Source organism: Vreelandella lutescens, from assembly GCF_014640815.1.
Taxonomy (GTDB): Bacteria; Pseudomonadota; Gammaproteobacteria; order Pseudomonadales; family Halomonadaceae; genus Vreelandella; species Vreelandella lutescens.
On record NZ_BMHM01000004.1, the window covers coordinates 91,446 to 117,128 of the forward strand.

A 25,683-nucleotide genomic window follows, 5' to 3' on the forward strand; every position below is an offset into this window, starting at 1 on the left:
CACACTTCTAATAGACGCCTATTGTAGCTTACCGCCGGGCAAGCTCTATACCCTCTTATGAATTCGTACGTTTGACCAGTGCGGACAATGAATTGCTGGATGTGTATCCTTAGCGCCACTGCAGGTTCGTAAACATCATTTCATGACGTAATACAGACAGGATGACCTATGGATTGGCTCCAAGTGATGGTATTGGCGGTGGTGCAAGGGCTCACTGAATTTCTTCCTATTTCTAGCTCAGCTCACCTTATTTTGGTGCCGGTGCTGACCACTTGGGAAGATCAAGGTCTTGCCTTTGATGTGGCGCTGCATCTGGGAAGCTTAAGTGCCGTAGTGATCTATTTTCGCCAAGAAATTTGGAAAATGGTTACCAGTAGCCTGACGGCGCTAAGAGGAAAAGGCATAGATGAAGATGCGCGCCTAGCGTTTTGGGTCACTGTTGCCACGCTGCCTGTGTGTATCGTTGGCTTTTTATTCCATGATCTTATTTCTGGCTATATGCGCTCCACGCTGATTATTGGCGTTAGTCTGATTGGTTTTGGCTTATTGCTGGGCTACGCCGATTGGAAAATGCGCGGTACGCGCAGTGAGTATCAGCTGACCTTGAAAGATGTATTGATTATCGGCGGTGCCCAGGTGCTGGCGCTGATTCCCGGCACCTCGCGTTCTGGTATCACCATGACCGCTGCGCTCATGGTGGGCATGAACCGTGAAGGTGCCGCACGCTTCTCTTTTTTACTCTCTATTCCGGTGATTGTGCTGGCAGGTGGGCTTGAAGCGATCAACCTGATGAAAGCACCTCACTTAATTGATGTACCCGCTATGCTAGTAGGGGCTCTTTTGTCAGGGATCAGCGCCTATTTATGCATTCACTACTTTCTGGTGGTGATTAAAAAGCTGGGGATGCAGCCGTTTGTAGCGTACCGGGTGCTGTTTGGTGCCTGGTTGCTGTGGTTTTTTCACTTCTAAACGGCGCGCTTTATTTAAGGAAATAAAATGAAGGGCTATCAAACCGCGCTAGGGCGTGTGGGAGTCGTGGCACTGGCCGGGACCTTATTAGTAGGCTGTTCAGAGAATGATCGGCCGCTGGAGTCACCGGTGCGCTTTGAAGGCGGCATCTTCGGTACGTATTACCAAATTACGTTAGTGGATCCACTGACTCAGGGCGAAGCCAATACGCTGGAAGAGGGCATACTGGCCGAGATGGAAGACGTGGATCAAGCGATGTCCACGTATCGGGATGACTCGGAATTAGTGGCCTTTAATCAAACCCCGTTGAACGAATGGCAGCCGCTCTCTAACGAACTGATCGAAGTGCTCGCGGTGAGCCGCTCAGTGGCGGAAGCCAGCGATGGGGCATTTGATATCACCATTGGTGATGTGGTGAATCTGTGGAGCTTTGGCCCCGAAGCGCGACCCGAAGAGATTCCCAGTGAGGCTGAGCTCAGCGAGCGTATGGCCACTATCGGTTTTGATGCGGTGGAGGTCGATACTCAGCGCATGCAGGCCCGCCGTTTGCGTGATGTTTTTGCTGATCTTTCTGGGGTTGCCAAAGGCCATGGCACGGACCGGGTAGCCGCTTACCTCGACCAGCAGGGCATCGAGAACTACTTGGTGAATATTGGCGGTGGACTCATTGCTCGGGGCTACCGCGATGTGGAAGCGCAAACCCCCTGGCGCATTGGTATTGAAGTGCCGCAAAGCGGGGTGCCAGAAGCCCAGCACGTGATTGCGCTGGAGGGCATGTCGGTGGCTACCTCAGGGGATTACCGCAACTACTTTGAAGCTGATGGCGAGCGTTTCTCCCATCTTCTGGACCCACGAACCGGGCGTCCTATTAAGCATCAACTGGCTTCAGTGTCTGTGTTTCACCCCTCCAATACCTGGGCAGATGCTTGGGCAACGGCCTTAACCGTGGTGGGCAGTGAAAAAGGGATGCAGCTGGCGGTAGAGAACAACCTGAATATTTTAATGCTGGTAAAAGATGACAATCGCTGGCGCAGCTTAGCAAGTCCAGCCTTCGTTAACTATTTCGGCGATGCGTTAATGGATGAACTGGGTATAGAGCCCTGGGCGACGCCTGTGGCGAATCGCCAAACGGAGACAGGTGAATAACATGCAAGACCTCGATATCGTCATTCTTGCGGCGGGTAAAGGCACGCGAATGCGCTCCCAACTGCCTAAAGTGCTGCATACGCTGGCGGGTAAACCTATGGTCCAGCATGTGCTGGATACGGCCGGTGGCCTGAACCCCAGCCGCACCCATGTAGTGATTGGCCACGGAGCGGATCACCTGCGCGAGGCGTTGGCAGAGCACAACGTGTCATTTGCGCTGCAGGAAGAGCAGAAGGGAACCGGCCATGCGGTGGCCCAAGCACAGCCACAGCTGGGCAGCGGCATCGTATTGGTGCTATACGGCGATGTGCCGCTGATTCGCCGCGATACGCTGGCGAGTCTGCTGGCCCAGGTAGATGAACAACATATGGGCCTGTTGACCGTCACGTTAGATGACCCCAGCGGCTACGGCCGTATTGTGCGTGACAGCGATGGCCACGCCGTGGCGATTGTGGAACAGAAAGATGCCAACGACGAGCAGCTGAAAATTACCGAGTGCAATACCGGCATTATGGCCATGACCAGCGCTCAGCTGAAGCGTTGGCTGCCCCAGCTATCGGCAGAAAATGCCCAGGGCGAGTACTACCTGACCGATGTGATCGCCATGGCGGCCAGCGAAGGCGTTAAAGTCGCCACGGCGCAGCCCCATAACGCCACCGAGGTGGAGGGGGTCAATAATCGCTCGCAAATGGCCCGCTTGGAGCGCGCCTACCAGCAGCAGATGGCAGAGACGCTCATGGCCCAAGGCGTTGCCCTGGCTGACCCGGCGAGAATTGATGTGCGCGGTAAGCTTACCTGCGGCCACGACGTGTTCATCGACGTGGGCTGTGTTTTTGAAGGGGACGTAGAGCTTGGCGAAGGCGTGCGGGTAGGCCCCTACTGCATTATCAAAAACAGCACGATTGGCGCAGAGAGTGAGATTCACAGCCACAGCGTCATCGACACGACCGTGGCGGCGGGCCTTAATCAGATCGGCCCCTACGCACGGCTGCGTCCTGGCACGCGCTTAGCCGTGAAAGCCAAGGTAGGCAATTTTGTCGAAACTAAAAATGCCGATGTGGGTGAAGGCAGCAAAATCAACCATTTAAGCTACGTGGGCGATGCTCGATTGGGGCGCGATGTGAACGTGGGCGCGGGCACCATTACCTGCAACTACGACGGTGTGAACAAACACCTCACTGAGATTGGCGATAACGCCTTTATTGGTTCCAACACCGCCTTAGTGGCCCCTGTTACGGTGGGTAAGGGGGCCACTGTGGGCGCGGGGTCAACGATTGCTAAAGACGTTGCCGAGCACGCATTAGCGGTCACCCGTAGCCGACAGTTAGAAAAACCAGACTGGCCTCGCCCGGTTAAAAAGGCTAAATAAGCGTATCAGGACGTTGAATAACACGGCGTGATAACGCCTCAGGAGAAAGAGCTATGTGTGGCATCGTCGCAGCGGTTGCGCAGCGCAATGTGCAGGGAATCTTGTTGGAAGGGCTTAAACGCTTGGAGTATCGCGGGTATGACTCTTCTGGCATGACGGTGCTTAACAACGGTGTATTAACCCGTCACCGTGCTTTGGGTAAAGTCGCGGCGCTTGCTGAGCAGTTAGAGGCTGCTGCACTGCCGGGTAACAGCGGTATCGCCCATACGCGCTGGGCAACCCACGGCAAACCCTCTGAGGCTAACGCCCACCCGCACCACAGCAGCGATAACGTCGCGGTGGTGCATAACGGCATTATCGAAAACTACGAGCAGATCAAAGAGACGCTGCAGGGCAGTGGCTATACCTTCACCTCGGAAACCGATACCGAAGTCATCGCGCATCTGTTGGCAGACAAACTCGCCACGGGCAAAACGCTGTTTGATGCGACACAAGAGATTGTCAGTGGCTTGGGCGGTGCCTACGCCCTGGGAGTAATGAGTGCAGCCGAGCCCGGCGTGGTAGTGGGTGCACGCCAAGGCAGCCCCTTGGTGGTGGGTGTTGGTATTGATGAAGCCTTTTTAGCCTCGGACCCGCTGGCGCTGCTTCAAGTCACCGACCGCTTTATCTACCTAGAAGAGGGCGATTTAGTCGAGCTGCGTGAGCATGGGGTGATTCGCATCGTTGACCGCCAAGGCAATGACGTTGAGCGCTCTATTCATATCTTTGAGCATGGCGATGGCGCGGCCAGCAAAGGCGAGTATCGTCATTACATGCTCAAAGAGATTTTTGAGCAGCCCTCCGTCATTAGTGCCGCGCTGGAAGGGCGTTTAAGTAGCCACGGTGTGTTGGTAGAGAGTTTTGGGCCGGATGCGCTGGCGCTGTTTCAGAAAACGCGCCATGTGCATATCATCGCCTGTGGCACTAGCTACCATGCAGGCTTGGTCGCGCGTTACTGGCTGGAGCGCTACGCTGGCGTACCGGTACAGGTTGAAGTAGCGTCGGAGTACCGCTACCGCCACCCGGTGGTACCGGAAGGCACGCTGTTTGTCACGCTCTCCCAATCCGGGGAAACCGCCGATACGCTGGCAGCACTGCGCTTTGCCAAAACGCTCAACTATGTGGGCTCGCTGGCTATTTGTAACGTGCCCGGCAGCTCGCTGGTGCGCGAGTCGGACATGTCGTTGATGACGCGGGCAGGCCCCGAAATTGGCGTCGCCTCGACCAAAGCGTTTACTACCCAGCTCGTGGCGCTGATGCTGCTGACGTTGTCTGTCAGTAAAGCGAAGGGCCAGCCAGAGCAGCCGGAAATAATCGCTGCGCTGCAAGCGCTGCCAGCGTTATGCCAACAGGTGTTAGCGCTCGATAAGCAGATAGAAGTGCTCTCCCAGGCATTTGCTGAAAAGAATCACGCGCTCTTTTTAGGACGCGGCGCGCACTACCCCATTGCCCTGGAAGGCGCGTTAAAGCTCAAAGAGATCTCCTACATTCACGCCGAAGCCTATCCCGCCGGGGAGCTGAAACATGGCCCGCTGGCACTGGTCGATAGTGAGATGCCGGTCATTTCAGTGGCACCCAATGATGACCTGCTGGAAAAGCTGAAATCCAACCTTCAAGAAGTGCGCGCTCGCGGCGGCCAGCTGTTTGTGTTTGCTGACCAAAAGGTGGGTATTAGCCCGCAAGATGATATCCGTGTGCTGGAGCTGCCCGAGGTACACGAAGCACTGGCACCACTGCTTTACACCCTTCCTCTGCAGCTGCTGAGCTATCACGTGGCGGTGTTAAAAGGCACCGATGTGGATCAGCCGCGCAACCTCGCGAAGAGTGTGACCGTCGAATAATTAACGCGTCACAATTAATAACAGTTAGCTGGCATAAAGCGCTTTACAAGATGCGGCGAATAGCCGCATCTTATGCGCTATCGCTGCGTTGCAGCACATAGTTAGTGTGCTTATTATCGTGGCGGTACTCTCTCACCCTGCCAGGATCATGCTGCTATGAAACCACCTAACGCCCTTGCAACTCGGCATCCTGCTTGCCGCGTTGCTTGGTTGTTGACCGCACTTTGCCTTTTTGCTTTTCCTTCGCTCTCCTATGCTGCTGCCGGCCCCCTAGATTTGACCACCTCACTTGCCGGTATTGCCTCCGTGACTATTTTCATTCTTGCCTATGCCTTGGTAATGAGTGAAGAAATTATCCACATGCGTAAATCCAAACCTGTCCTGGTGGCCGCTGGCCTTATCTGGGCCATGGTGGCGTGGGTTTACGTTCAAGCAGGGATGCCCCACGAGGCGGAAAGCGCCTTTAAGGAAACTCTGCTGGAGTACACTGAGCTTCTCTTATTCTTGCTGGTGGCGATGACGTACATCAACGCCATGGAAGAGCGGCGTATTTTTGATGCCTTGCGGGCGTGGTTGGTGCGTAAAGGCTTTAGCTACCGCAGCCTGTTCTGGATTACCGGCTGTTTGGCGTTCGGTATTTCCTCGATTGCCAACAACATGACCACCGCCATGTTGATGTGTGCGGTCGTACTGAAGGTGGCGGAAGGGGATAACAAGTTTATTAGCCTTTGCTGCGTTAACGTCGTCGTGGCGTCCAACGCGGGCGGCGCGTTTAGCCCGTTTGGTGATATCACCACGCTGATGGTGTGGCAGGCAGGACAAGTGCCTTTTGAAGGCTTCTTCGCGTTATTAGTCCCCGCGATAGTGAATTTCATGGTGCCTGCGGTGATCATGAACTTCTTCCTTGTTAACCGTCAGCCAGCCGCGCTCACCGAGAACGTTTGGATGAAGCGTGGCGCTAAACGCATCATCGTCCTGTTCTTAATCACCGTGGCGATCTCGGTGCTGTGCCACTCGGTCCTTTACCTGCCGCCTGCTATGGGCATGATGTTTGGCCTGGGGTTGCTGCAGTTCTTTGGCTACTACCTGCGCCGCAGCCTGCCTCGTTCCCTGGAACGCAAGCGCGAACGCTACTCTCGCCGAGGCGACTGGCAAAAGCTGGAGCAGCTAGGCAGCGTCGTGCCGTTTGATATTTTCAGCAAAATTGCCCGCTCCGAGTGGGACACACTGCTGTTCTTCTACGGGGTAGTGATGTGTGTGGGTGGCCTTGGGTTTATGGGCTACCTGAGCCTGCTCTCCGAGACGCTCTACGGCGGCTGGGACCCGGTATGGGCCAACGTGGTATTGGGGTTAATCTCTGCGGTGGTGGATAACATCCCAGTGATGTTTGCCGTGCTCTCGATGGCACCGGAGATGTCGGAAGGCAACTGGCTGCTGATAACGCTGACCGCAGGGGTGGGCGGTAGTCTGCTCTCTATGGGTTCCGCTGCTGGTGTGGCACTGATGGGCCAGGCACGGGGCATCTACACCTTTGCGGTTCACCTGCGCTGGGTGCCTGCCATTTTATTAGGCTACGTGGCCAGCATCGCAGCGCACTTGTGGATTAATGCGGGCATGTTCTAACCGTTTGTTGATACCTTTGCCTGCTTAGCCCTTTCGGTTAAGCAGGCAAACAAAACGCCCCTTATCTTTCGATAAGGGGCGTTTGCGTTCAGATGCTTTAAAACTAATACGCTATTTTATATTTCAGCGCTTATAAATCGTGCCCGGTAATGACTTGGCAAATATCGGCAAAACTGCGCGCCATGGGAACAACCGTAGTAGGAAGCTTGGCGGGGATTCGGCTACCCATGACCGCCTGAATATCCGTCGCGGAAATGATGCCGCGAACGCTCAACTCCTGATTCGGCTTACGCTCGGTGATCAGCAGGTGCTGCTCGGTAAAGCTTTCCATCGAGAGCACAAGGTCTTCAATGGTCAGCGAAGCCAGCTGCTCTAATGGCATCGCGCTGAGTTTTTCCCAGGGCGTCATGATCATGGCGGCGGTCACTTCAGAGCGTTCTAGGTTGCGCTGTTGCATGGCGAGGTTAATGCGACGTGTGCCAATCACCTCTTTTGCAGTGAGTACGCCGACACAGTGTGCCTGCTTATCCATCACAAACAGTAAGCGAATACCGCCATGACGCATTTTTAGGTGAGCATCATCAATGGGGGTATCGCCAGCAATAGACTGCGGCATGACCTGTGTGAAGTCGGTCAAGACAGATATGGCTGGGCTGTCCGGGGTAAGCTGCTTAGGAGCTGGGGTAGTCAGTAAAGGTGTCGCGCCAAATTGCACTAGCGGCTTACGGTTGTTCAGTAATGTATTCATCGGGGGTACCTCCGTGGTGTGAAGAAGCAGGTCATTAACAACACGCCTGCTCTGTACCTTCACATTTGCACGGAATTCTTATCGCAATCTTAAGAGACCGATGTTGTTACATTTTTTCTCATTCTTTTGCATGGCGCTGAGTGAGAGCATCCCTTGCGAGAACGGCTTTTACACGGAGACCACCGCCAGGGGCATCTTCTAACCTCAACAAGCCTTCATGGCGTTTGACTAGGCGTTCCACGATGGATAGTCCCAATCCTGCCCCTGCGCCTGGGCCTGCCCGTTGGAAACGCTCTATCACCCGGCTCCGTTCTTGGGCCGGTATACCTGGCCCTTGGTCATCTACCATCAACGTAATGCCCTGCATGGCGGCCTCCAGTGTAATGGTAATGGTGCCCTGTTTGGGAGAGTGCTGGATGGCATTACCCACTAGGTTTTGCACCAAGGTCTCAATGGCGCCAGGCTCCTCCTCCATGTTCCAATCCGCCTGGTCATTGGCATTCAAAAGCAGCAGTTGCTGACGCTCGGCTGCTAATGGAGAGAGCTTGGCCAGTGTTTCCTGGGTTTCTAAAAGCACATTGGCGTGGCGAAGTTCAGGCAGCGGCTCCTCTTCTGGGTCGAGCCTAGCCAGCGTTAATAACTGAGACACTAGGCGGGTAGAGCGGGCCACGCCGCTACGCAGGTGGTGCAGGGACTCTTCCCGGTCCTCAGCGTTATCGGCGGTAAGGGCATTCTGCGCATGTAAATCGAGTACCGCGAGTGGGGTGCGCAGCTCATGGGCAGCGTCGGCAATAAAGCGTTTTTCCCGCACGCGCAGCTGGCGCAACCGCTCTAACAGCCGATTTAGCGCCCCGGCAATGGTGTCTAGTTCCTGGGGCAGCGGGTAGAGAGATAGAGGCTTTAGATTATGCGGGTCGCGATCGCGGATTTGCTCCGCCATGCGAGATAGAGGGGCTAGCCCCCAGCCAATTGACCACCATAGCAGTAACGTTAATAGTGGCAAGCCGATGAGATCTGGCAGCAACGTGCGCAACGCTACCGCACCGATCAGCTCGCCGCGCACATCTTCACGCTCGCTCACCACCACACGTTGTGTAGTGTTGGGCACCTCAAGTACATAAACCCGCCAGACGTGCTCATCTACGCTGAGCGTTGAGTAGCCTGCAGGTTGTTGGACCAACGGAGTGTGCGGTGCACTGGCGGAGCGCAGCAGCAGCCGGTCACCTTCCCAAAGTTGAAACGCCAGCGTGTTCGTCTGCTCATTCGGTAAGTGAAATAACGTATCCGTATCAGACTGCTGTAGCGCATTTTCCAGACTTTTTAATAACAGATACTGGTCGTTATCAGGTAAGGGAGCTTGGAGTAGGCCCTCTAATAACATGGCGTTTTGAGCTAAGCTTCTATCGTGCAATGCCTCGATTTCTTGGGCAGCGTAACGATAGCTAATAAAGCCAATAATCAGCATGCTGATGCCAAAAACAAGCAAGACAAGTCCCAGCGTGCGGCGGCGAATAGAGGTCATAGTGTTGCCTTATCAGGCTTATCCATCACATAGCCAATACCCCTTACGGTGCGAATGACATCGGGAAATAGTTTGCGCCTTAGGTGGTGTATATGGACTTCAATCGCGTTGCTTTCTACATCTTCTTCCCAGCCATAAATTAAGCGCGTTAATGTATCGCGAGTAAAAACGCGTCCTGGGTGGCTCATAAACTCCTGGAGTAAGGCCAATTCACGACGAGAGAGTGAAACCGCCTGTTGTTGATACTCCACTATTAGCGTTTGGGGGTTGAGGCTAATACCGCGAAATGTCAGTACACCGTTTGGCTGACCTTGGCTACGACGCAGCAGCGCACGCAGGCGTGCCTTTAATTCATCCACTTCAAAAGGTTTAGTGAGGTAGTCATCGGCACCTGCATCCAACCCTTCAATGCGATTATCTACTGCGTCCCGGGCGGTGAGCACCAAAATAGGCACCTGACTGCCATGACGTCTGATGGCATGCAGGACATCAATGCCATCCACGGTGGGCAAACCAAGGTCAAGAATCACCGCATCAAACGGTTCGTTTTGCAACGCTGTAAGAGCGGTATCGCCATCGGTAAGATGATCAACCGTATAGTGCTCAGGTTTCAGCGCTATGCGGATACCCGATGCTAAACTTGGGTCGTCTTCTACTAATAAGATACGCATCGCGGGGGGTGGATCCTCTTTTACTCTCGGGCTTTTTTCACACTATCTGGAAACGTAACATGACACGTTGCTCGCTACTCGGCCACATTGTCGCGCAGCCATGTCCCAGCCATCGCCAGCGCGAGGCGCTGCTGCACTTAGCGGCTGTGTATGATCCTGCCTTACAGCCTGCGCTGCAGAATGCCTTAACGATGACCAAGGCTGAGCCTAATGCTCATTGGCAGGGCCTATGGGTAGCGATGGATGGTGACAACATAGCGGCCGCCGCCTGGGTCCAGCCGCTGGCGAACCAAACGGCGCAGCTATGGTTACCCAAGCAGAATAACGCCATCGCTCGCGCGCTGTTGGATGGCTTGCAGGATTGGGTAAATGAGCAGCCGATCACGCTCTGTCATGTGGCCTTACCTGCGCCTTGGGCAGCATGGGAAAAGACGCTGGTGGAGAGTGGCATGCGCGTGCTGGCAACGCTAGAGCATCTGGTTTGGCGGTGTCAGACGGTGCGAATGCCTGACACATCACTCACCCTACACCCCTTCGAAGAACTCACGCGAACCCAACAGTTGGCGTTACTAGCGCGGGTGGGCGAAGCGTCCTTGGATTGCCCGGCCCTTCGCGAAGCAGTGCCGGTTAAAACACTGTTAGCAGGTTTTGATGCCCAGGCAACCTCTGCCATGATGCCTACCCCTCGCCACTGGTTTCGGCTCGAGCACCAGGGTGAGACCATTGGGGTCCTACTTCTTGCCACTCAACAGCCACGCTGGAGCCTACAGTTAATGGGGCTTGTGCCTGAATGGCGCGGTCAAGGCCTTGGGCAAGTGGTTATTCAGCAGGCCCAAGCATTAGCAGCTCAATGCGGAGCAAAGCGACTTGCCCTGACGGTGGATGCGCAAAATACGCCCGCACAGCGTGTTTATGCCCGAGCAGGGATGAAAAAGGAGATGCAGGAACGTCTACTGGCGTGGTGCTAATAACGCCAATAGAGTAGGAAACACCCTGTTCAAACACGGCATAGGTTGAATTGCCGCGCTTAGTAGCATTTTCTTACTCTTTACGTTCTCGGTATACTAACTCTATATGCACGTCTAGGCGTCTCGGTTGCCAAAGTGGTGAGTGGCGCTGCCGCGCACAGGGGTTAAGCACAACGTTTTATGACAAAACTCAAGAGGTGGTGAGAGTGAAATCTAAGCTGATCATGAGCGGGCTGGCGGCCCTGGGCGTCATGGCAGGCACATCCGGTGCTTATGCCCAAGATGCTGAACGTGACGCAATTGCTGAGCGCCTAGCGCCGGTAGGACAACTCTGCCTTCAAGGCCAAGACTGTGGTACGGCGGCGGCACCTGCGGCGGCCAGCAGTGGCGGTGGTGGCGAAGTTGATGGTGCAGGGATTTACAACAACGTGTGTATGGCGTGTCACGAAACGGGCGCAGCCGGTGCCCCCGTACGCGGTGACGAGGCGGCTTGGGCAGAGCGCACTGAACAAGGCTTTGCCACGCTGCTGGAGCACTCCATTAACGGTATTGGCGCGATGCCTGCCCGTGGCGGTAACCCCAACCTCTCTGACGAAGAGATGGAAGCGGCCGTTGCTCACTTGGTCTCTCCCGTGATGGAAGTGCCGGAACTGGGCGGCGGCGAAGAAGCGGCAGCAGAAGCGACTGACGAAAGCGCGAGCGATGATATGGCTGCCGCTGACGATGCAGCCACAGCAGAGCCTGCTGCGGAAGAAGCCGCTGCCGGTGGCGATAGCGGTTTAGACGGTGAAGCACTCTACGCCAGCATCGGCTGCGCGGCATGTCATGCTGCTGGTGTGGCTGGCGCTCCCTTGATTGGCGATGCCGATGCCTGGGGCCCGCGTATTGAACAGGGTACTGACGCACTCTACCAAAGCGTTTTCAATGGTAAGGGCATCATGCCGCCCCGTGGCGGTAGCAGCGCTTCCGATGAAGAGATTATGGCTGTCGTAGACTACATGGTCTCGCAAGTACAGTAAGTGGCCGTCTTACCCTATACGTAGGGTAGGGCAGTCAGCCTCTATAAAATATCCACAGGTGGGTAATCCAAACCCCCTGTGGATATTTTTTTGCGCGATACATCGCGCTTGGCCAGCACGCTTATCCCAGCAGCGAGCGCAGTCCGGCAATCGCATCTTTACCGCGTGCCTGCTTTTTCTCCGGGTCCTCTTTATCGGCGCGGCCCTCCCACTCCAAGTCATCCGCGGGCAGCTCATCCAAAAAGCGGCTGGGTTGGCAGTCCATCAGCTCGCCATAGGCCTTGCGCTGGCGGGCCAGCGTCAGCGTCAGTGTGCGCCGGGCGCGGGTGATGCCCACGTAGGCTAAGCGCCGTTCTTCTTCTACGGTGCCCATCTCGATGGCGTTGCGGTGGGGCAGCAAATCCTCTTCCCAGCCCATCAAGTAAACGTGCGGAAACTCCAACCCTTTCGAGGCGTGCATGGTGAGCAGCTGCACTCGGTCCGAGTCATCCTCCTCTGCTTGCTGTTCGAGAATATCTCGCAGCACCAGGCGCGAAATGGCCGCTTCCACCCCGTCGGTTTCCGTTTCGGTGGAATCGGTGGCGTCTTCCGGGTCGCGGTTCAGCGACTTCTCCAACTGGTCGATCAAAATCCACACGTTGGCCATGCGCCGTTCGGCGATGGTGGGAGCACTGGCGTTTTGGTAGAGCCATGCCTCGTAATCCATATCCCGCAGCATATCGCGGATCGCGGCAATGGCATCGCCCTGGTCCATCCGTTTGCGAACGCCATCGATAAAGTGGGTAAAGCGCGAGAGCCGCTCCACGGCGCGGGTAGGTAGGGTTTGCTCAAGCCCTAACTCATGGCAGGCAGAAAACAGTGAGATCGAGCGCTCGGTGGCATAGTTGGCGAGTTTTTCCAGCGTGCCGGGGCCTACTTCGCGGCGGGGCACGTTCACAATACGCAAGAAAGCGTTGTCGTCGGCGGGATTAATCAGCAGGCGCAGGTACGCCATGGCGTCTTTGATCTCGTTACGAGAGAAAAACGACGTGCCGCCGGAGAGCTTGTACGGGATCTGATAGTGCTGCAGCTTTAGCTCCAGTAGCCGCGCCTGGAAGTTGCCCCGGTAGAGCACCGCAAAATCGCGCCATTCGGCTTTTTCTTTGATACGCCGGGTGAGCATCTCACTGGCGACTCGCTCGGCCTCAGCCTCTTCATGGCGGTTCACCACCACGCGAATCGGCGCGCCGTCGCCCATATCCGACCATAGGGTTTTGTCGTAGACGTGAGGGTTGTTGGCAATCAGCGTGTTGGCGGCGCGCAGGATGGTGCCGGTGGAGCGGTAGTTCTGCTCTAACTTGATAACCTTCAGGCGCGGAAAATCCTCCCCTAGCGTGACCAAGTTCTCTGGCCGTGCGCCCCGCCACGCGTAAATCGACTGGTCGTCATCGCCTACCACGGTAAAGGTGGCCCGTTCCGCCATCAGCAGCTTTACCAGCAGGTACTGGGAGACGTTGGTGTCTTGGTACTCATCCACCAGCATGTAGTGGATTTTGCGCCGCCAGCGGGCCAGCGCCTCAGGGTCGCGCTGTAAGAGCACCACCGGCAGTAGAATCAGGTCGTCGAAATCCACCGCGTTGTAGGCTTTTAGGTGACGAACGTAGGCTTCATAGACGCGCGCGGCGAAGTGTTCGTCATCGTCGGCAGCGAACGAGAGTGCATCCCCCGGCAGCACCAGGTCGTTTTTCCAAGTCGAAATTTTGGCCTGCACGGCGTTAATCTGCTCGGCGTCTACCTGGGCATCCTTGTTCATCAAATCCCGCAGCAGCGCCTTGGCATCCTCCGGGTCGAACAGCGAAAACCCCGGCTTGTAGCCCAGGGTTTTCAGCTCGCCGCGAATGATATTGAGCCCCAGGTTGTGAAACGTCGAAACCGTTAGCCCGTGGCCCTCTTTGCCCTTCAGCATCTGGCCCACCCGCTCTTTCATCTCTCGGGCAGCTTTGTTGGTAAAGGTCACCGCGGCAATTTTGCGTGCGCTCATGCCACACTCTTGCACGAGGTAGGCAATCTTGGTGGTGATGACGCTGGTTTTGCCCGACCCCGCGCCCGCCAGTACCAGGCAGGGGCCATCGATGTAGCGCACCGCTTCTTGCTGGCGTGGGTTGAGCCCTTTGATACGGCTAAGAATGCTCTTTGGCGGTTGGGGCGTCATGGCGAAGGGTGACCTCTACAAGTGTTTCGGGGCAATTTCTATTACAATCAGCGACGCTGACGAAGGCGCAGCAGGCAAATACAGCAGGTAACTCATAGGCAGGTGGTGATGTTTGAAGTAGCGCTATTCGAGCCGCGCATGGCTCCCAATACGGGCAACATTATGCGCCTGGTGGCGAACAACGGCTGCCGTCTTCATTTGATCGAGCCGCTGGGCTTTGATCTCGAAGAGAAAAAGCTGCGCCGCGCTGGTTTAGACTACCGCGACCTTGCCAACGTGACCCGTCACGCGGATTTTACGGCGTTTTACACCGCCATGCAGGGGCGCACCATCTGGGCGATTACCACCAAAGGCACCCGCGCCCACAGCGATGCTAGCTTCGCACCGGGGGATGTACTGCTGTTCGGCTCCGAAACCGCCGGGCTATCTCCAGAAGTGCACGCCATGCTTCCGGCGGAGCATAAACTGCGCATCCCCATGCAGCCTAATAACCGTAGTTTGAATCTCTCCAACGCGGTAGCGGTGGTGAGCTATGAAGCGTGGCGCCAGCAGGATTACGCCGGCGCCCTCGCGATCTAGATTTATCCGGCAATGCCGTATTGGTCGCGGTAAGCGCGTACCGCATCGGCGTAGGCGAGCATCTCGCCGCCTGCGTGCTCTTCAAGATACGTCAGCACTTGCTCAAGGGTGACGATGCTGACCACCGGCATGCCGTACTGGGCTTGTACTTCCTGAATGGCGCTCTGTTCGCCCTGGCCGCGCTCCTGGCGGTCGAGGGCAATGATCACCCCACCGGCACGAGCACCGCTCTGCTCAATAAGGCCCATCACTTCACGGATCGCGGTGCCTGCGGTGATCACGTCATCAATGATCAAAATATCGCCAGACAGCGGCGCGCCCACAATGTTGCCACCTTCGCCGTGGGTTTTGGCCTCTTTGCGATTGAAGGAGTAGGGCATATCCAGGTCGTGGTGGTCGGCCAGCGCCGCCGCAGTGACCGCCGCCAGTGGAATGCCTTTATAAGCTGGGCCAAACAGCACGTCAGCTTTCAAGCCACTATCCACAATCGCCTGGGCGTAAAAGCGGCCCAGTTTGGCCAGCGCCCGACCGGTTTGAAACAGCCCGGCATTGAAAAAGTAGGGGCTAACGCGGCCAGATTTCAGCGTAAACTCGCCAAACTTAAGTACGCCCTGTTCAATGGCAAAAGCAATGAAATCGCGCTGGTAGGGTTGTAGAGTGGTGGCCACGGCATTCCTCACTAAGCGGTAGGTTTCAATCGGCACGAAAGCAACAATAAAAGTAGGGTAAATGGCAAGTTTTACTCGCTGCCTTTACCCAAACGTCTAAACGTCGGGTATCATACAGCAGCGACGCAAAAGGGACGATTTATGAAAATTGCCAGCATCAATGTCAATGGTATACGTGATGCCGTCGACCGTGGCTTCCTGGACTGGCTGGCTCAGCAGGATGCCGACGTGGTCTGCGTGCAGAACATCAAGGCGAAAAGTTTTGAACTGGGTGACCACATCCTTTATCCGGAAGGCTACGAAGGCTACTTCCTGGATGCCGAGGAGGATGGTTTCTCCGGTGTGGCACTCTATTGCCGCAAAATCCCCAAAGCCATTATGTACGGCCTGGGGTTTCCTCAGTGCGACCACGAAGGACGCTTTCTGCAGGCGGATTATGACCGCTTCAGCATTGCCACCTTCCTGATGCCTGATGGAAGTGACCAAAAAGCCAAGCAGGCGTTTATGGAGCAGTACCAAGAGTACCTGACGAAGATGTCGCGCAAACGCCGCGAATACATCATCTGCGGTACCTGGCACATTGCCCATAAAACCGTGGATTTGGCCAACTGGTCGGACAACCAGCTCACCTCGGGCTTCCGCCCGGAAGAGCGTGCCTGGATGGATCAGGTGCTTGGCCCCACCGGCTTTATCGACACTTTCCGCGAAATTAATCGCGATGCTGGCGAGTACACCTGGTGGCCAAAGCTTGACCAAGACGTGCCCCGTGACCGTCAAGAAGGCTGGCGGATCGACTACCAACTGGTCGGCCCCAACTTCCGTCGTCACGTGGTGGACGCGTGGATTGATTACGATGCGACCTTCTCTGAGTTCGCACCGCTGATCGTTGAGTATGATCTAGCGCTTTAAGCGTTAGCTACTTCCCGCGTCGCACCGCCAACAGGCCAGCTTACCGCTGGCCTGTTGCGTTTCAGGGCTCTGTAATACCGAGTTCCCTTAACCGCGAATCCCCAGCGCTTCACGCTGCTTCTCACGCAGTTCATCACCGGCTTTCTCGGCCAAATCCAGCATCGCGTTCAGCTCTTTACGGTTAAAAGCGCCCGCTTCCGCCGTGCCCTGTACTTCAATCAGCTCGCCGCCTTCGGTCATCACCACGTTCAGGTCGGTGTCGGCTTTGCTATCTTCAGGGTAATCCAGGTCTAGCACCGGCACGCCTTTGTAGATGCCTACTGAGATCGCGCTGACCAGCTGCTTGAAGGGGTCGCCTTTGATCTTTTTTTCTCGCTGAAGGTAGCGAATCGCATCCACCAGCGCCACGCAGCCGCCGGTAATGGCCGCCGTGCGCGTGCCGCCATCGGCCTGGATCACATCGCAATCCACGGTAATGGTGAACTCGCCCAGCTTCTTCAAATTCACCGCTGCGCGCAGGCTACGGCCAATCAGGCGCTGAATCTCCAGCGTGCGGCCACCCTGCTTGCCCTGGGTCGCTTCACGGTTGCTGCGGGAGTGAGTGGCGCGGGGCAGCATGCCGTACTCAGCGGTAATCCACCCCTGATGTTTACCGCGCAGCCAGCGCGGCACGCCCGCTTCCACGCTCGCATTACACAGCACCTTGGTATCGCCAAACTCCACCAGCACGGAGCCTTCCGCATGGCGGGTGTAATCACGGGTTAAGCGAATTTCACGGAGCTGGTCGGCCTCGCGACCGCTGGGGCGAACAACATCAGGACGCATAGCACCTCACATCATGTTTAAAGTGGAAAAGCCCTCTATTGTACACGTCTGAGCGTGCGCGGATGGGCCTATCGGTTAGACTGTTCGGAATCACATTGATGGAAAGGATGCATCGACTTATGGCCGCTTCCCGCCGCGTACACAGCATGACCGCCTTCGCCCGCACCGAGCAGGCCGCCCCGTTTGGCACCCTGCAGGTCGAGATTCGCTCGGTGAACCAGCGCTACCTAGAGCCGCACTTTCGCCTACACGAAAGCCTGCGGGATTTAGAGCCGGTGCTGCGCGAAGCACTGCGCACGCGCCTGGCCCGTGGCAAGGTAGAGTGCAGCCTGCGGTTCGAAAGCGCCGATACCGCCCAAGCACCGGCAGTGAACGCCCAGCGCCTAAAAGAGATAGCCGACGCCCTGGCGGCCATTCAGCAGCAGGTGCCCAGCGCCGTGCCGCCCACCACGCTGGCGCTGCTCAACCAGCCCGGCGTGATGGAAACCCAGCACCTGGACCAAGACGCCATCAAAGCCGCCGCCAAAGCGCTGTTTAACCAAGCGCTGGATGAGCTGATTGACGCCCGCGCCCGCGAAGGCGAAAAGCTGGCCGAGATGATCACCACCCGCCTAGACGCGGTGAGCGAGCAAGTGGCCACCGTACGCAGCCTGCTCCCGCAGATTCTGGAACGCCAGCGTGCCCAACTGCTAGAGCGTCTAGAAGTCGCCAAAACCGAACTCGACCCCCAACGCCTGGAAGCCGAGCTGGTACTGGTAGCCCAAAAAGCCGATGTGGACGAAGAGCTAGACCGCCTCACGGCGCACATTGAAGAAGTGCGCCACCAGCTCACCCAAAAAGGCCCCAAAGGCCGCCGCTTGGACTTCCTAATGCAGGAGCTTAACCGGGAAGCCAATACGCTCTCGTCTAAATCCGTGGTGGCTGAGACGACCCGCTGCGCGGTGGAGCTGAAGGTGCTGATTGAGCAGATGCGGGAGCAGATTCAGAATATTGAGTGATGGAACATTAGTTTTGTTTAATTGATAAGAGCAATTTATCGCCCAGCTCAATCTAGAATAGCGATTTTACTCTCTTTAGATGGGCGTTAAAATTATGGCCCTAGATCCTGGGCGGCTTCCTAAACGTTGCAAAGCAACCTTGGTATTATCAATGGTCGTCTACTACTGATGTGACGTAAAGGCCAACTTGCCCATAGTCAAGGTCCGCTGCAGTAGTTTCAGTCTTAGGAGGTAGATGAGCGGGCGAGAGCTGATATGGCAGATGACGATGACCATAAGCACAAATAAAGGGATGCGCCTCGATGAATAAACACCAGCTCAGCGAGCGAGACATCTGCACCAAGTTCATCACGCCAGCCATTCTGCAGGCGGGTTGGCAACAGCATCAGTTTCGGGAAGAAGTGAATCTTACCGATGGTCGCGTTATGGTGCGGGGAAAGCTGGCTGCGCGGGTGAAAAATCCCAATGCGAAGGGCGGCCCTAAGCGTGCTGATTATGTGCTTTACGCCAGCCCCGGCGTGCCCATTGCCGTTATTGAAGCCAAACAATCAAAATTTTCAGTCGGCCACGGCATGCAGCAGGCGCTGACCTATGCCGAAATGCTGGATGCCCCTTTTGCTCTCAGCAGCAACGGAGCAGGTTTTTTGCTGCATGATCGCACTGGCATTACTCAGCCTATCGAACGAGAGCTCTCACTCAATGAGTTGCCATCCTTGGCAAATTTGTGGCCTCTCTATCAGCAATGGAAAGGCTTGGTAGCGCCGGAAGCGGTAAAACTGGTCGAGCAACCCTTTCATAGCGATGGTAGTGGCAAAGAGCCCCGTTATTACCAGCGTGTTGCCATTAATCGCGCCATCGAAGCAATTGCCAAAGGCCAAGAGCGTATTCTGCTTGTTATGGCGACGGGCACCGGAAAAACCTACACTGCCTTCCAGATCATCTGGCGTTTATGGAAAGCCAAAGCCAAAAAACGCATTTTGTTTTTGGCCGACCGTAACATTTTGGTGGATCAAACCATGCAACAAGACTTTGCCCCCTTTGGCGAAGTCATGCACAAGGTCACTAATCGAGAAGCCAAAAAGAATTACGAAATCTACCTTGCTCTTTATCAAGCGGTGACCGGCCGAGACGAGTGGAAACAAATCTACCGCCAGTTCCCCTCAAACTTTTTTGATCTGGTCGTGATTGATGAGTGCCACCGTGGCAGCGCAGCGGATGATTCTGCTTGGCGTGATATATTAGAGTATTTCGGCAGCGCCACCCATCTGGGCTTAACCGCCACGCCGAAAGAAACCAAAGAGATCAGCAACACCACCTACTTTGGCGACCCCATTTATACCTACTCGCTCAAACAGGGCATCGAAGATGGCTTTCTCGCCCCTTACAAAGTGATCCGTATAGCCACGGATGTGGATGCCGTGGGCTACACACCCGAAAAAGGCAAGATCGATAAACTCGGCCAATTGGTGGAACAGCGCCAGTTCAACACCAAAGATTTTGATCGCAACTTAGTGTTGGAAAAACGCACCGAACTGGTGGCCAGAAGAGTTTGGGAGTATTTGAAAGCCACCGACCCCATGGCCAAAACGATCGTCTTTTGTGACGATCAAGACCACGCCGAGCGCATGCGCCAAGCCCTGGTAAAACTGATTCCAGCAGCTGCTAGTAACCGCCGCTATGTGATGCGCATTACCGGTGATGATAACGAAGGCAAAGCCCAGCTTTCCTACTTTATTGATAATGACGAGCCCTATCCCGTTATTGCCACCACATCTAAGTTGCTGACTACCGGCGTAGATGCCAAAACCTGCAAGCTGATTGTGCTCGATCAAAACATCAATTCCATGACCGAATTTAAACAAATGATTGGTCGTGGCACTCGCCTGCGCGAGGATTACCAAAAGCTCTACTTCACGATCATGGACTTCAAGGGTGCCACACGACTGTTTGCTGATCCGGATTTTGATGGAGACCCCGTCGTCATTTATGAACCCAAGCCTGATGACCCGGTAATCCCCCCTGACAAAATACCGCCGGAAGATCTGCCACCCGATGTCACAGGCACCTCTGGTATTGGTGAAGTGGAGCCTCCACCTTACGATACCGGCACAACCGACGGGTTTGATGATGGCCGCAAAACAGGAGAGAGAGAAGGCCGCACCAAATACGTGATTGGGGATGTCAACGTTCGGGTCGCTGTGATACTCGAACAGTATCTGGACGCCGACGGCAAACTGATTACTGACGACTACCGAGTCCTGCTCAAAGCCGATATTCAAAAAGCCTTGCAGGCTGAATTTGGCAACCTCACCAACTTTTTGCGCCGTTGGAATGGGGCTGAGCGTAAGCAAGTGGTGCTGAAAGAACTTGCCGAACATGGGATACCGCTGGAGATATTGCAGCAAGCCGTTCCCAACGGCCGTGAGCTGGACGCTTTTGATCTGGTGGCTCATGTCGCTTTTAACCAAAAGCCTCTCACCCGGCGTGAACGTGCTAACAAGGTCAAAAAACGCGATGTGTTCGGTAAATACGGCGAACAAGCCCGCGTCGTGCTCGAAGCCCTGCTGGAAAAATTTGCTCACCACGGCGTGCAAGATATTGAAGATGCCAAAGTATTGGAGCTGCCCCCTTTCGACCAATTCGGCAGTAAAACTCAAATCCGTCGCGGCATTTTTGGTGGCGTCGAGCAGTACACCCAAGCCATTCACGAATTAGAAAAAGCGCTTTACGACGATCAAAGCGCTTAATTACGAGTACTGGATAACCTAATGAATCTCAGCAGCACCATAAAATCTATTCAAGACATCATGCGCAAAGACGATGGCGTCGATGGTGACGCGCAGCGCTTGGGTCAGCTCACCTGGCTGCTATTTTTAAAAGTATTTGACCAGCGTGAAGAAGAGTGGGAAGACGATAAAGCGAACTATCAATCACCACTGCCGGAAGAGTTTCGCTGGCGCAATTGGGCCAAAATGAATGACGATGAGCAAGGCAAAAAATCCCATAAAATGGCCCCGTCGGATATCGTCAGTTTTGTTAACAATCATTTATTTCCGGCACTGAAAGAGCTGGACGCCAACGCCAGCCCACAACACAAGGTCATTCGCAGCGTCTTTCAAGATGCCAACAACTACATGAAGTCTGGCACCCAGTTACTGGCGGTGATCGAAAAGCTTGAAGAAGCCATTAACTTTCACGACTTCACCACTCGTTCGCAGATTGGTGATGTTTATGAGCAACTGCTGAACGACCTGCGTGGTGCAGGCAATGCGGGCGAGTTTTACACCCCTCGCGCCATCACACAATTTATGGTTGACCGAGTAAACCCTCGATTGAAGCCACGCACCGAGATCGTGCTCGACCCAGCTTGCGGCACTGGTGGCTTCTTAACCGCCGCCATCGACCATTTGCGTAAACAGCGCACTAATAAATCTAGCACAAAGGAACAGCACGCTATCGAAGCTGCTATTCGCGGCATTGAGAAAAAACAACTACCGCACCTGCTATGCACCACCAACATGCTTTTGCACGAAATTGATATTCCCAGCCAGATCGAACATAAAAACACCTTAGGCAAGGGCTGGAACGAATGGAGTGCTAACGAAAAAGTTGACTGTATCATCACCAACCCACCCTTTGGTGGCTATGAAGATGACACGGTAGGTGGCGACTACCCGACTGACTTAAAAACACGTGAAACCGCCGATATGTTTATGGCGCTGATTATCAAAAAGCTTTTAAAAGAAAACGGTCGTGCCGCCGTGGTACTTCCAGATGGGTTTTTGTTTGGTGATGGCATCAAAGGCACGCTTAAAAAGCTGCTGCTGCAAGAGTGCAAACTGCACACCATTATCCGCCTGCCCAAAGGCGTGTTTGCTCCCTACACTACTATCAAAACCAACTTGCTGTTTTTTACCAAAGGTACGCGGGTAGACGATGGCAGCGAGCATTTCCACACCGACACCATTTGGTTTTACGAACACCCCTATCCGCCGGGCTATAAAAGCTATAGCAAAACCAAACCCATACGCCTGGAAGAATTTAAACCCGAGCAAGACTGGTGGGGCGATGAAAGCGATGACTTTGCCAGCCGCGAAGAAAACGAATTCGCCTGGAAGGTCGATTTTAAAACTAAGCGTGAACAGGCCGAAGCTGCCGCCCAACCGCATTGGGATAATGCTGAGCAGCTTAATAACCAAGCCAGCGCATTGGAAAACCGCATTCGTGACTTGCGTGGCTCTATTAAAGGAAACAACGATAAAACACAACGCCAAAGCGTGGACGATGAAATGGAAAGCTTACGCAGCGAAAGTGAAACGCTGCGCTTAAAAGCCCGCGACGCGCAGTCCGCAGGCGACCGTATTTATTGGCCAATCTTTAATTTGGATATTAAAAATCCGAATGGCCCCGAAGAAGAAAGCCACGACCCTGACGAGCTATTGGTCAAATACAAACAGCTCTTGGGGGAAATTGAAGAAACCGAAAACCAGCTCAAAAGCGAACTGGCGGCAGCCCTTGCTCACCACTTTAGCCCAGAGGCAGAAGACGCATGAGCAAGCCAGCTTTACCGACCGACCAACAACTGCTTGGTGATATCCGCACGCTGATTGAGCAGGGTCGCCAGCAACTGGCCACAACCGTCAACAGCGCACTAACGATCCTCTACTGGCAAATTGGCCAGCGTATTCACCATGAAGTGCTTCAGGGTGAGCGTGCTGCCTATGGCGAGCAAATAGTCTCTACACTGTCGAGACAATTAGAACAGGAGTACGGCCGCGGTTTCTCTGCCAAAAACCTGCGCCACATGCTGCGCTTTGTCGAGGCTTACCCCGATGGGCAGATTGTCTCGACACTGTCGAGACAATTGTCATGGAGTCATTTTTTAGAGCTGATTTATCTAAAAGATACGCTTCAGCGCGACTTTTATAGTCAGATGTGCGCGCAGGAGAGATGGAGTGTGCGCCAGTTGCGGGAAAGAAAAAACACCTTGCTGTTTGAGCGAACCGCCCTGTCTAAACAACCTGAAATGTTGCTAACGCAAGAATTAGCCAACCTGCGCCAAACAGGCTCGCTGAGCCAAAACCTGGTGCTCAAAGACCCTTACGTTCTTGATTTTTTGGGTCTGAATGACCGCTACCTGGAAAAAGATCTGGAAGACGCTATTCTGCGCGATCTGGAGCAATTTCTGTTGGAGCTAGGAGCCGGCTTTAGCTTTGTCGCACGGCAAAAACGCATCCAGATCGACAGCGATGATTTTTACATCGACCTGTTGTTCTACAACCGCCGGCTGAAACGGCTGGTCGCTATCGACTTGAAACTGGGCGACTTTAAAGCTGAGCATAAAGGCCAAATGGAACTCTATCTTCGCTGGCTCGCCAAACACGAACAGGAAGCCGACGAAGCCCCACCGCTGGGGATTATTCTGTGCAGCGGTAAAAAGCAGGAGCAGATCGAACTGTTAGAGTTGGATGCTAGCGGTATTCATGTCGCTGAATATTTGACTGCTTTACCCCCCAAAGAAGTACTACAAGCCAAATTGCATCAGGCCATTGAAAACTCACGGGCTCGCCTCGAAAACCGTGGGGAGGACAGCTAAATGGACGCACAACAGTTTTTGGCTGAGTTTGGTCATATCGCCAACGCACCGGGGGGCGTGGCGCGGTTGCGGGAGTTGGTTTATCAGTTTGCCGTAACAGGAAGGTTAACACTTCAGCTAGAAGAAGATGGTACTGCGGACGTTGCACTATCGAACATTGCTCGTATCCGCCAGGGCCTGATTACCGAGAAAAAGTTTAAGCGTTCACCCAAGCTTGAGTCTGCACCATTAACACCTCCAGCTATTGTAATTCCGCCCAGTTGGCGATGGAGCCGATTACTGGATCTAGGTGAAATCAATCCCCGCAATCAAGTCCAAACTGATAGCGAATCTGTGGTTATGGCCACATTTGTTCCTATGGCCGCAGTTTCTGAAAATCACTCAGAAGCTATTGCAGGTGTAGTAAAGCCATGGGCAGAAATCAGCAAAGGTTACACTCATTTTGCTAACGGCGATGTGTTGCTCGCCAAAATTACGCCGTGCTTTGAAAACGGCAAATCAGCGGTGGCTCGTGGGCTTGAGTTTGATATTGGCGCTGGTTCTACAGAATTTCATGTTTTCCGCCCCATAAGCCAAGATATAAACCCAGCTTATATATACCTTTTCGTTCGCTCGCCTTTGTTTAGAGCCAAGGGCGAAGCCAGCATGACAGGTACTGCTGGGCAAAAACGTTTACCCACCGACTACTTTGCTCTTTGTGCTATGCCGTTGCCGCCGACTGATGAACAATCTCGCATCGTCGCCAAAGTCGATGAGCTGATGGCTTTATGCGATCAGTTAGAAGCGCAGCAACAAAAACGCCGCACGCTGCAAAATCAGTTGCGCCATGCCACCCTGCAAGCCGTTGCCACCAGCCAAAGCCCCCATGAGCTGCAAGAAAACTGGCAGTGTCTAGAAGGCAATTTCGGGCAACTGTTTTCCACGCCGGAGGATGTGGCCGCTTTCAGAGGATTAATACTCGATTTAGCCGTATCGGGAAATCTATCTGATATTGAGCTCCGTCATGACTCAACGGGCACTGAACTGCTGGAGACGATAACGAAACAAAGAGTTGCTTGGTCAAAGGAAGCCGATGATCAGGAGAAAAAAGAAGCACAAAGCATGCTCAAGAAACTACGTACGCAGCAGTTCAATGTTCCTGACACTAAGCTACCAGAACACTGGATATGGGCTACATTTTTACAAATTTCTAAGGCTATTGTGGACTGTCATAATAAGACTGCACCTTATGTGGCGAGCGGAATTCATCTGATTAGAACAACTGATATTCGCAACGGTGAAATGAATTTAGCCAATACAAGAAAAATTACCGAAGAAACATTCTCCTACTGGGCAAGAAGAATGCCGCCTAAAGCCGGTGATATTTTCTTTACAAGGGAAGCGCCAATGGGTGAAGCGGCAATTGTGCCCGAGGGGGAAAAGGTATGCCTTGGTCAGCGCACAATGCTTATCCGGTTATTTCCTGAGTTATTTAATAATCGATTCCTGCTTTATGTGATTAGAAGCCCCAGTTTTCAGAATCGCATGGTGGAGGCTGCAATTGGAATGACGGTAAAGCACTTGCGCGTGGGCGGCGTTGAAGATCTAGTGGTTCCGGTTCCTCCAAAGCAAGAGCAAGACTCAATTGTTAAAATCATCGATGCGCTGTTTGAAGTATGTAATCGCTTTGAGAAACAGTTATCAAAAAAGCAACTCATCGCAGCGAACTTAGTATCAAGTGCAGTTGTCGCCCTCACCGGTATCGCTATCGAGCAAGAGGAGGAACCCATGAAAGCCCCAAAAACTGAACTTGTGGCTCCGGTACGCTTGGGCACGCCGCCTGATGTCAAAGCCCAGGCACCGTTGGCTACGATCCTAGCCCGCCATAACGGTGAAATGAGTGCCAAAGATTTATGGCAGCGCTTTGGCGGTGAGATCGATGCTTTTTATGCACAGCTAAAAATAGAAGTAGCCCACGGCTGGCTGCTGGAACCTGCTCCCGCTGAAATGTTGGAAAAGTAGA

The 25,683-nt window shown here is 54.3% G+C and carries 20 protein-coding genes; 14 read left to right on the top strand and 6 right to left on the bottom strand.

What is annotated here, in order from left to right; all coding sequences use genetic code 11:
- Positions 1–168 precede the first annotated feature (168 nt).
- The 5 genes from IEW65_RS11070 (at position 169) to nhaD (ending at position 6,987) form a co-directional block, all read left to right on the top strand.
- Positions 169–969, top strand: coding sequence for an undecaprenyl-diphosphate phosphatase (locus tag IEW65_RS11070; protein WP_188639552.1), 801 nt, complete (start codon positions 169–171; stop codon positions 967–969).
- 27 nt (positions 970–996) lie between these two features.
- Positions 997–2,115 (top strand): FAD:protein FMN transferase, encoded by a 1,119-nt coding sequence (locus tag IEW65_RS11075; RefSeq protein ID WP_188639553.1) that lies wholly within the window; start codon positions 997–999, stop codon positions 2,113–2,115.
- Position 2,116: 1 nt separating this feature from the next.
- Entirely contained in the window at positions 2,117–3,484 is a 1,368-nt protein-coding gene (glmU, locus tag IEW65_RS11080) for a bifunctional UDP-N-acetylglucosamine diphosphorylase/glucosamine-1-phosphate N-acetyltransferase GlmU (protein ID WP_188639554.1), read from the top strand.
- 53 nt (positions 3,485–3,537) lie between these two features.
- Complete coding sequence (gene glmS / locus IEW65_RS11085) at positions 3,538–5,364, top strand: glutamine--fructose-6-phosphate transaminase (isomerizing) (RefSeq protein WP_188639555.1); 1,827 nt, start codon at positions 3,538–3,540, stop codon at positions 5,362–5,364.
- A gap of 156 nt (positions 5,365–5,520) precedes the next feature.
- Positions 5,521–6,987, top strand: a complete 1,467-nt coding sequence (gene nhaD, locus IEW65_RS11090) for a sodium:proton antiporter NhaD (protein WP_188639556.1) — start codon at positions 5,521–5,523, stop codon at positions 6,985–6,987.
- A gap of 130 nt (positions 6,988–7,117) precedes the next feature.
- Here nhaD and IEW65_RS11095 read toward each other — a convergent pair whose 3' ends face one another.
- The 3 genes from IEW65_RS11095 to IEW65_RS11105 form a co-directional block, all read right to left on the bottom strand.
- A complete protein-coding gene (locus IEW65_RS11095; protein ID WP_188639557.1) occupies positions 7,118–7,735 on the bottom strand; it encodes a CBS domain-containing protein in 618 nt (205 codons plus the stop codon).
- 118 nt (positions 7,736–7,853) lie between these two features.
- Positions 7,854–9,257 (bottom strand): ATP-binding protein, encoded by a 1,404-nt coding sequence (locus IEW65_RS11100; protein WP_188639558.1) that lies wholly within the window; start codon positions 9,255–9,257, stop codon positions 7,854–7,856.
- Complete coding sequence (locus IEW65_RS11105; protein WP_188639559.1) at positions 9,254–9,928, bottom strand: response regulator transcription factor; 675 nt, start codon at positions 9,926–9,928, stop codon at positions 9,254–9,256. The genes IEW65_RS11100 and IEW65_RS11105 overlap by 4 nt, the downstream gene beginning before the upstream one ends.
- 59 nt (positions 9,929–9,987) lie before the next feature.
- Here IEW65_RS11105 and IEW65_RS11110 point away from each other — a divergent pair, with 59 nt between their 5' ends.
- Both IEW65_RS11110 and IEW65_RS11115 read left to right on the top strand, forming a co-directional pair.
- Positions 9,988–10,896 (top strand): GNAT family N-acetyltransferase, encoded by a 909-nt coding sequence (locus tag IEW65_RS11110; protein WP_188639560.1) that lies wholly within the window; start codon positions 9,988–9,990, stop codon positions 10,894–10,896.
- Between the two features lie 206 nt (positions 10,897–11,102).
- On the top strand, positions 11,103–11,915 hold the full coding sequence (locus IEW65_RS11115) for a c-type cytochrome (RefSeq protein ID WP_188639561.1): 813 nt from the start codon (positions 11,103–11,105) through the stop codon (positions 11,913–11,915).
- Positions 11,916–12,036: 121 nt separating this feature from the next.
- On the opposite strand, the gene rep is transcribed toward IEW65_RS11115, so the two are convergent.
- Positions 12,037–14,106, bottom strand: coding sequence for a DNA helicase Rep (gene rep / locus IEW65_RS11120; RefSeq protein WP_188639562.1), 2,070 nt, complete (start codon positions 14,104–14,106; stop codon positions 12,037–12,039).
- 108 nt (positions 14,107–14,214) lie between these two features.
- Between rep and IEW65_RS11125 the strand changes: the two genes are divergently transcribed.
- Positions 14,215–14,685 carry a tRNA (cytidine(34)-2'-O)-methyltransferase gene (locus IEW65_RS11125; RefSeq protein WP_188639563.1) on the top strand — a complete coding sequence of 157 codons (471 nt, stop codon included), beginning with the start codon at positions 14,215–14,217 and terminating at the stop codon, positions 14,683–14,685.
- Positions 14,686–14,687: 2 nt separating this feature from the next.
- On the opposite strand, the gene pyrE is transcribed toward IEW65_RS11125, so the two are convergent.
- Entirely contained in the window at positions 14,688–15,353 is a 666-nt protein-coding gene (pyrE, locus tag IEW65_RS11130; protein ID WP_159343623.1) for an orotate phosphoribosyltransferase, read from the bottom strand.
- A 141-nt stretch (positions 15,354–15,494) separates the two neighbouring features.
- Here pyrE and IEW65_RS11135 point away from each other — a divergent pair, with 141 nt between their 5' ends.
- Positions 15,495–16,262 (top strand): exodeoxyribonuclease III, encoded by a 768-nt coding sequence (locus tag IEW65_RS11135; protein ID WP_159343622.1) that lies wholly within the window; start codon positions 15,495–15,497, stop codon positions 16,260–16,262.
- An 87-nt stretch (positions 16,263–16,349) separates the two neighbouring features.
- On the opposite strand, the gene rph is transcribed toward IEW65_RS11135, so the two are convergent.
- On the bottom strand, positions 16,350–17,087 hold the full coding sequence (gene rph, locus IEW65_RS11140) for a ribonuclease PH (RefSeq protein ID WP_188639564.1): 738 nt from the start codon (positions 17,085–17,087) through the stop codon (positions 16,350–16,352).
- A gap of 119 nt (positions 17,088–17,206) precedes the next feature.
- Here rph and IEW65_RS11145 point away from each other — a divergent pair, with 119 nt between their 5' ends.
- The 5 genes from IEW65_RS11145 (at position 17,207) to IEW65_RS11165 (ending at position 25,682) form a co-directional block, all read left to right on the top strand.
- A complete protein-coding gene (locus IEW65_RS11145; RefSeq protein WP_188639565.1) occupies positions 17,207–18,085 on the top strand; it encodes a YicC/YloC family endoribonuclease in 879 nt (292 codons plus the stop codon).
- Between the two features lie 302 nt (positions 18,086–18,387).
- Positions 18,388–20,832: an EcoAI/FtnUII family type I restriction enzme subunit R gene (gene hsdR, locus IEW65_RS11150; protein WP_188639566.1), complete on the top strand. Its 2,445-nt coding sequence runs from the start codon at positions 18,388–18,390 to the stop codon at positions 20,830–20,832.
- Positions 20,833–20,853: 21 nt separating this feature from the next.
- Positions 20,854–22,638 carry a type I restriction-modification system subunit M gene (locus IEW65_RS11155; protein WP_188639567.1) on the top strand — a complete coding sequence of 595 codons (1,785 nt, stop codon included), beginning with the start codon at positions 20,854–20,856 and terminating at the stop codon, positions 22,636–22,638.
- Entirely contained in the window at positions 22,635–23,681 is a 1,047-nt protein-coding gene (locus IEW65_RS11160) for a PDDEXK nuclease domain-containing protein (protein WP_188639568.1), read from the top strand. The genes IEW65_RS11155 and IEW65_RS11160 overlap by 4 nt, the downstream gene beginning before the upstream one ends.
- Positions 23,682–25,682, top strand: coding sequence for a restriction endonuclease subunit S (locus tag IEW65_RS11165; protein WP_188639569.1), 2,001 nt, complete (start codon positions 23,682–23,684; stop codon positions 25,680–25,682).
- Position 25,683: the final 1 nt, after the last annotated feature.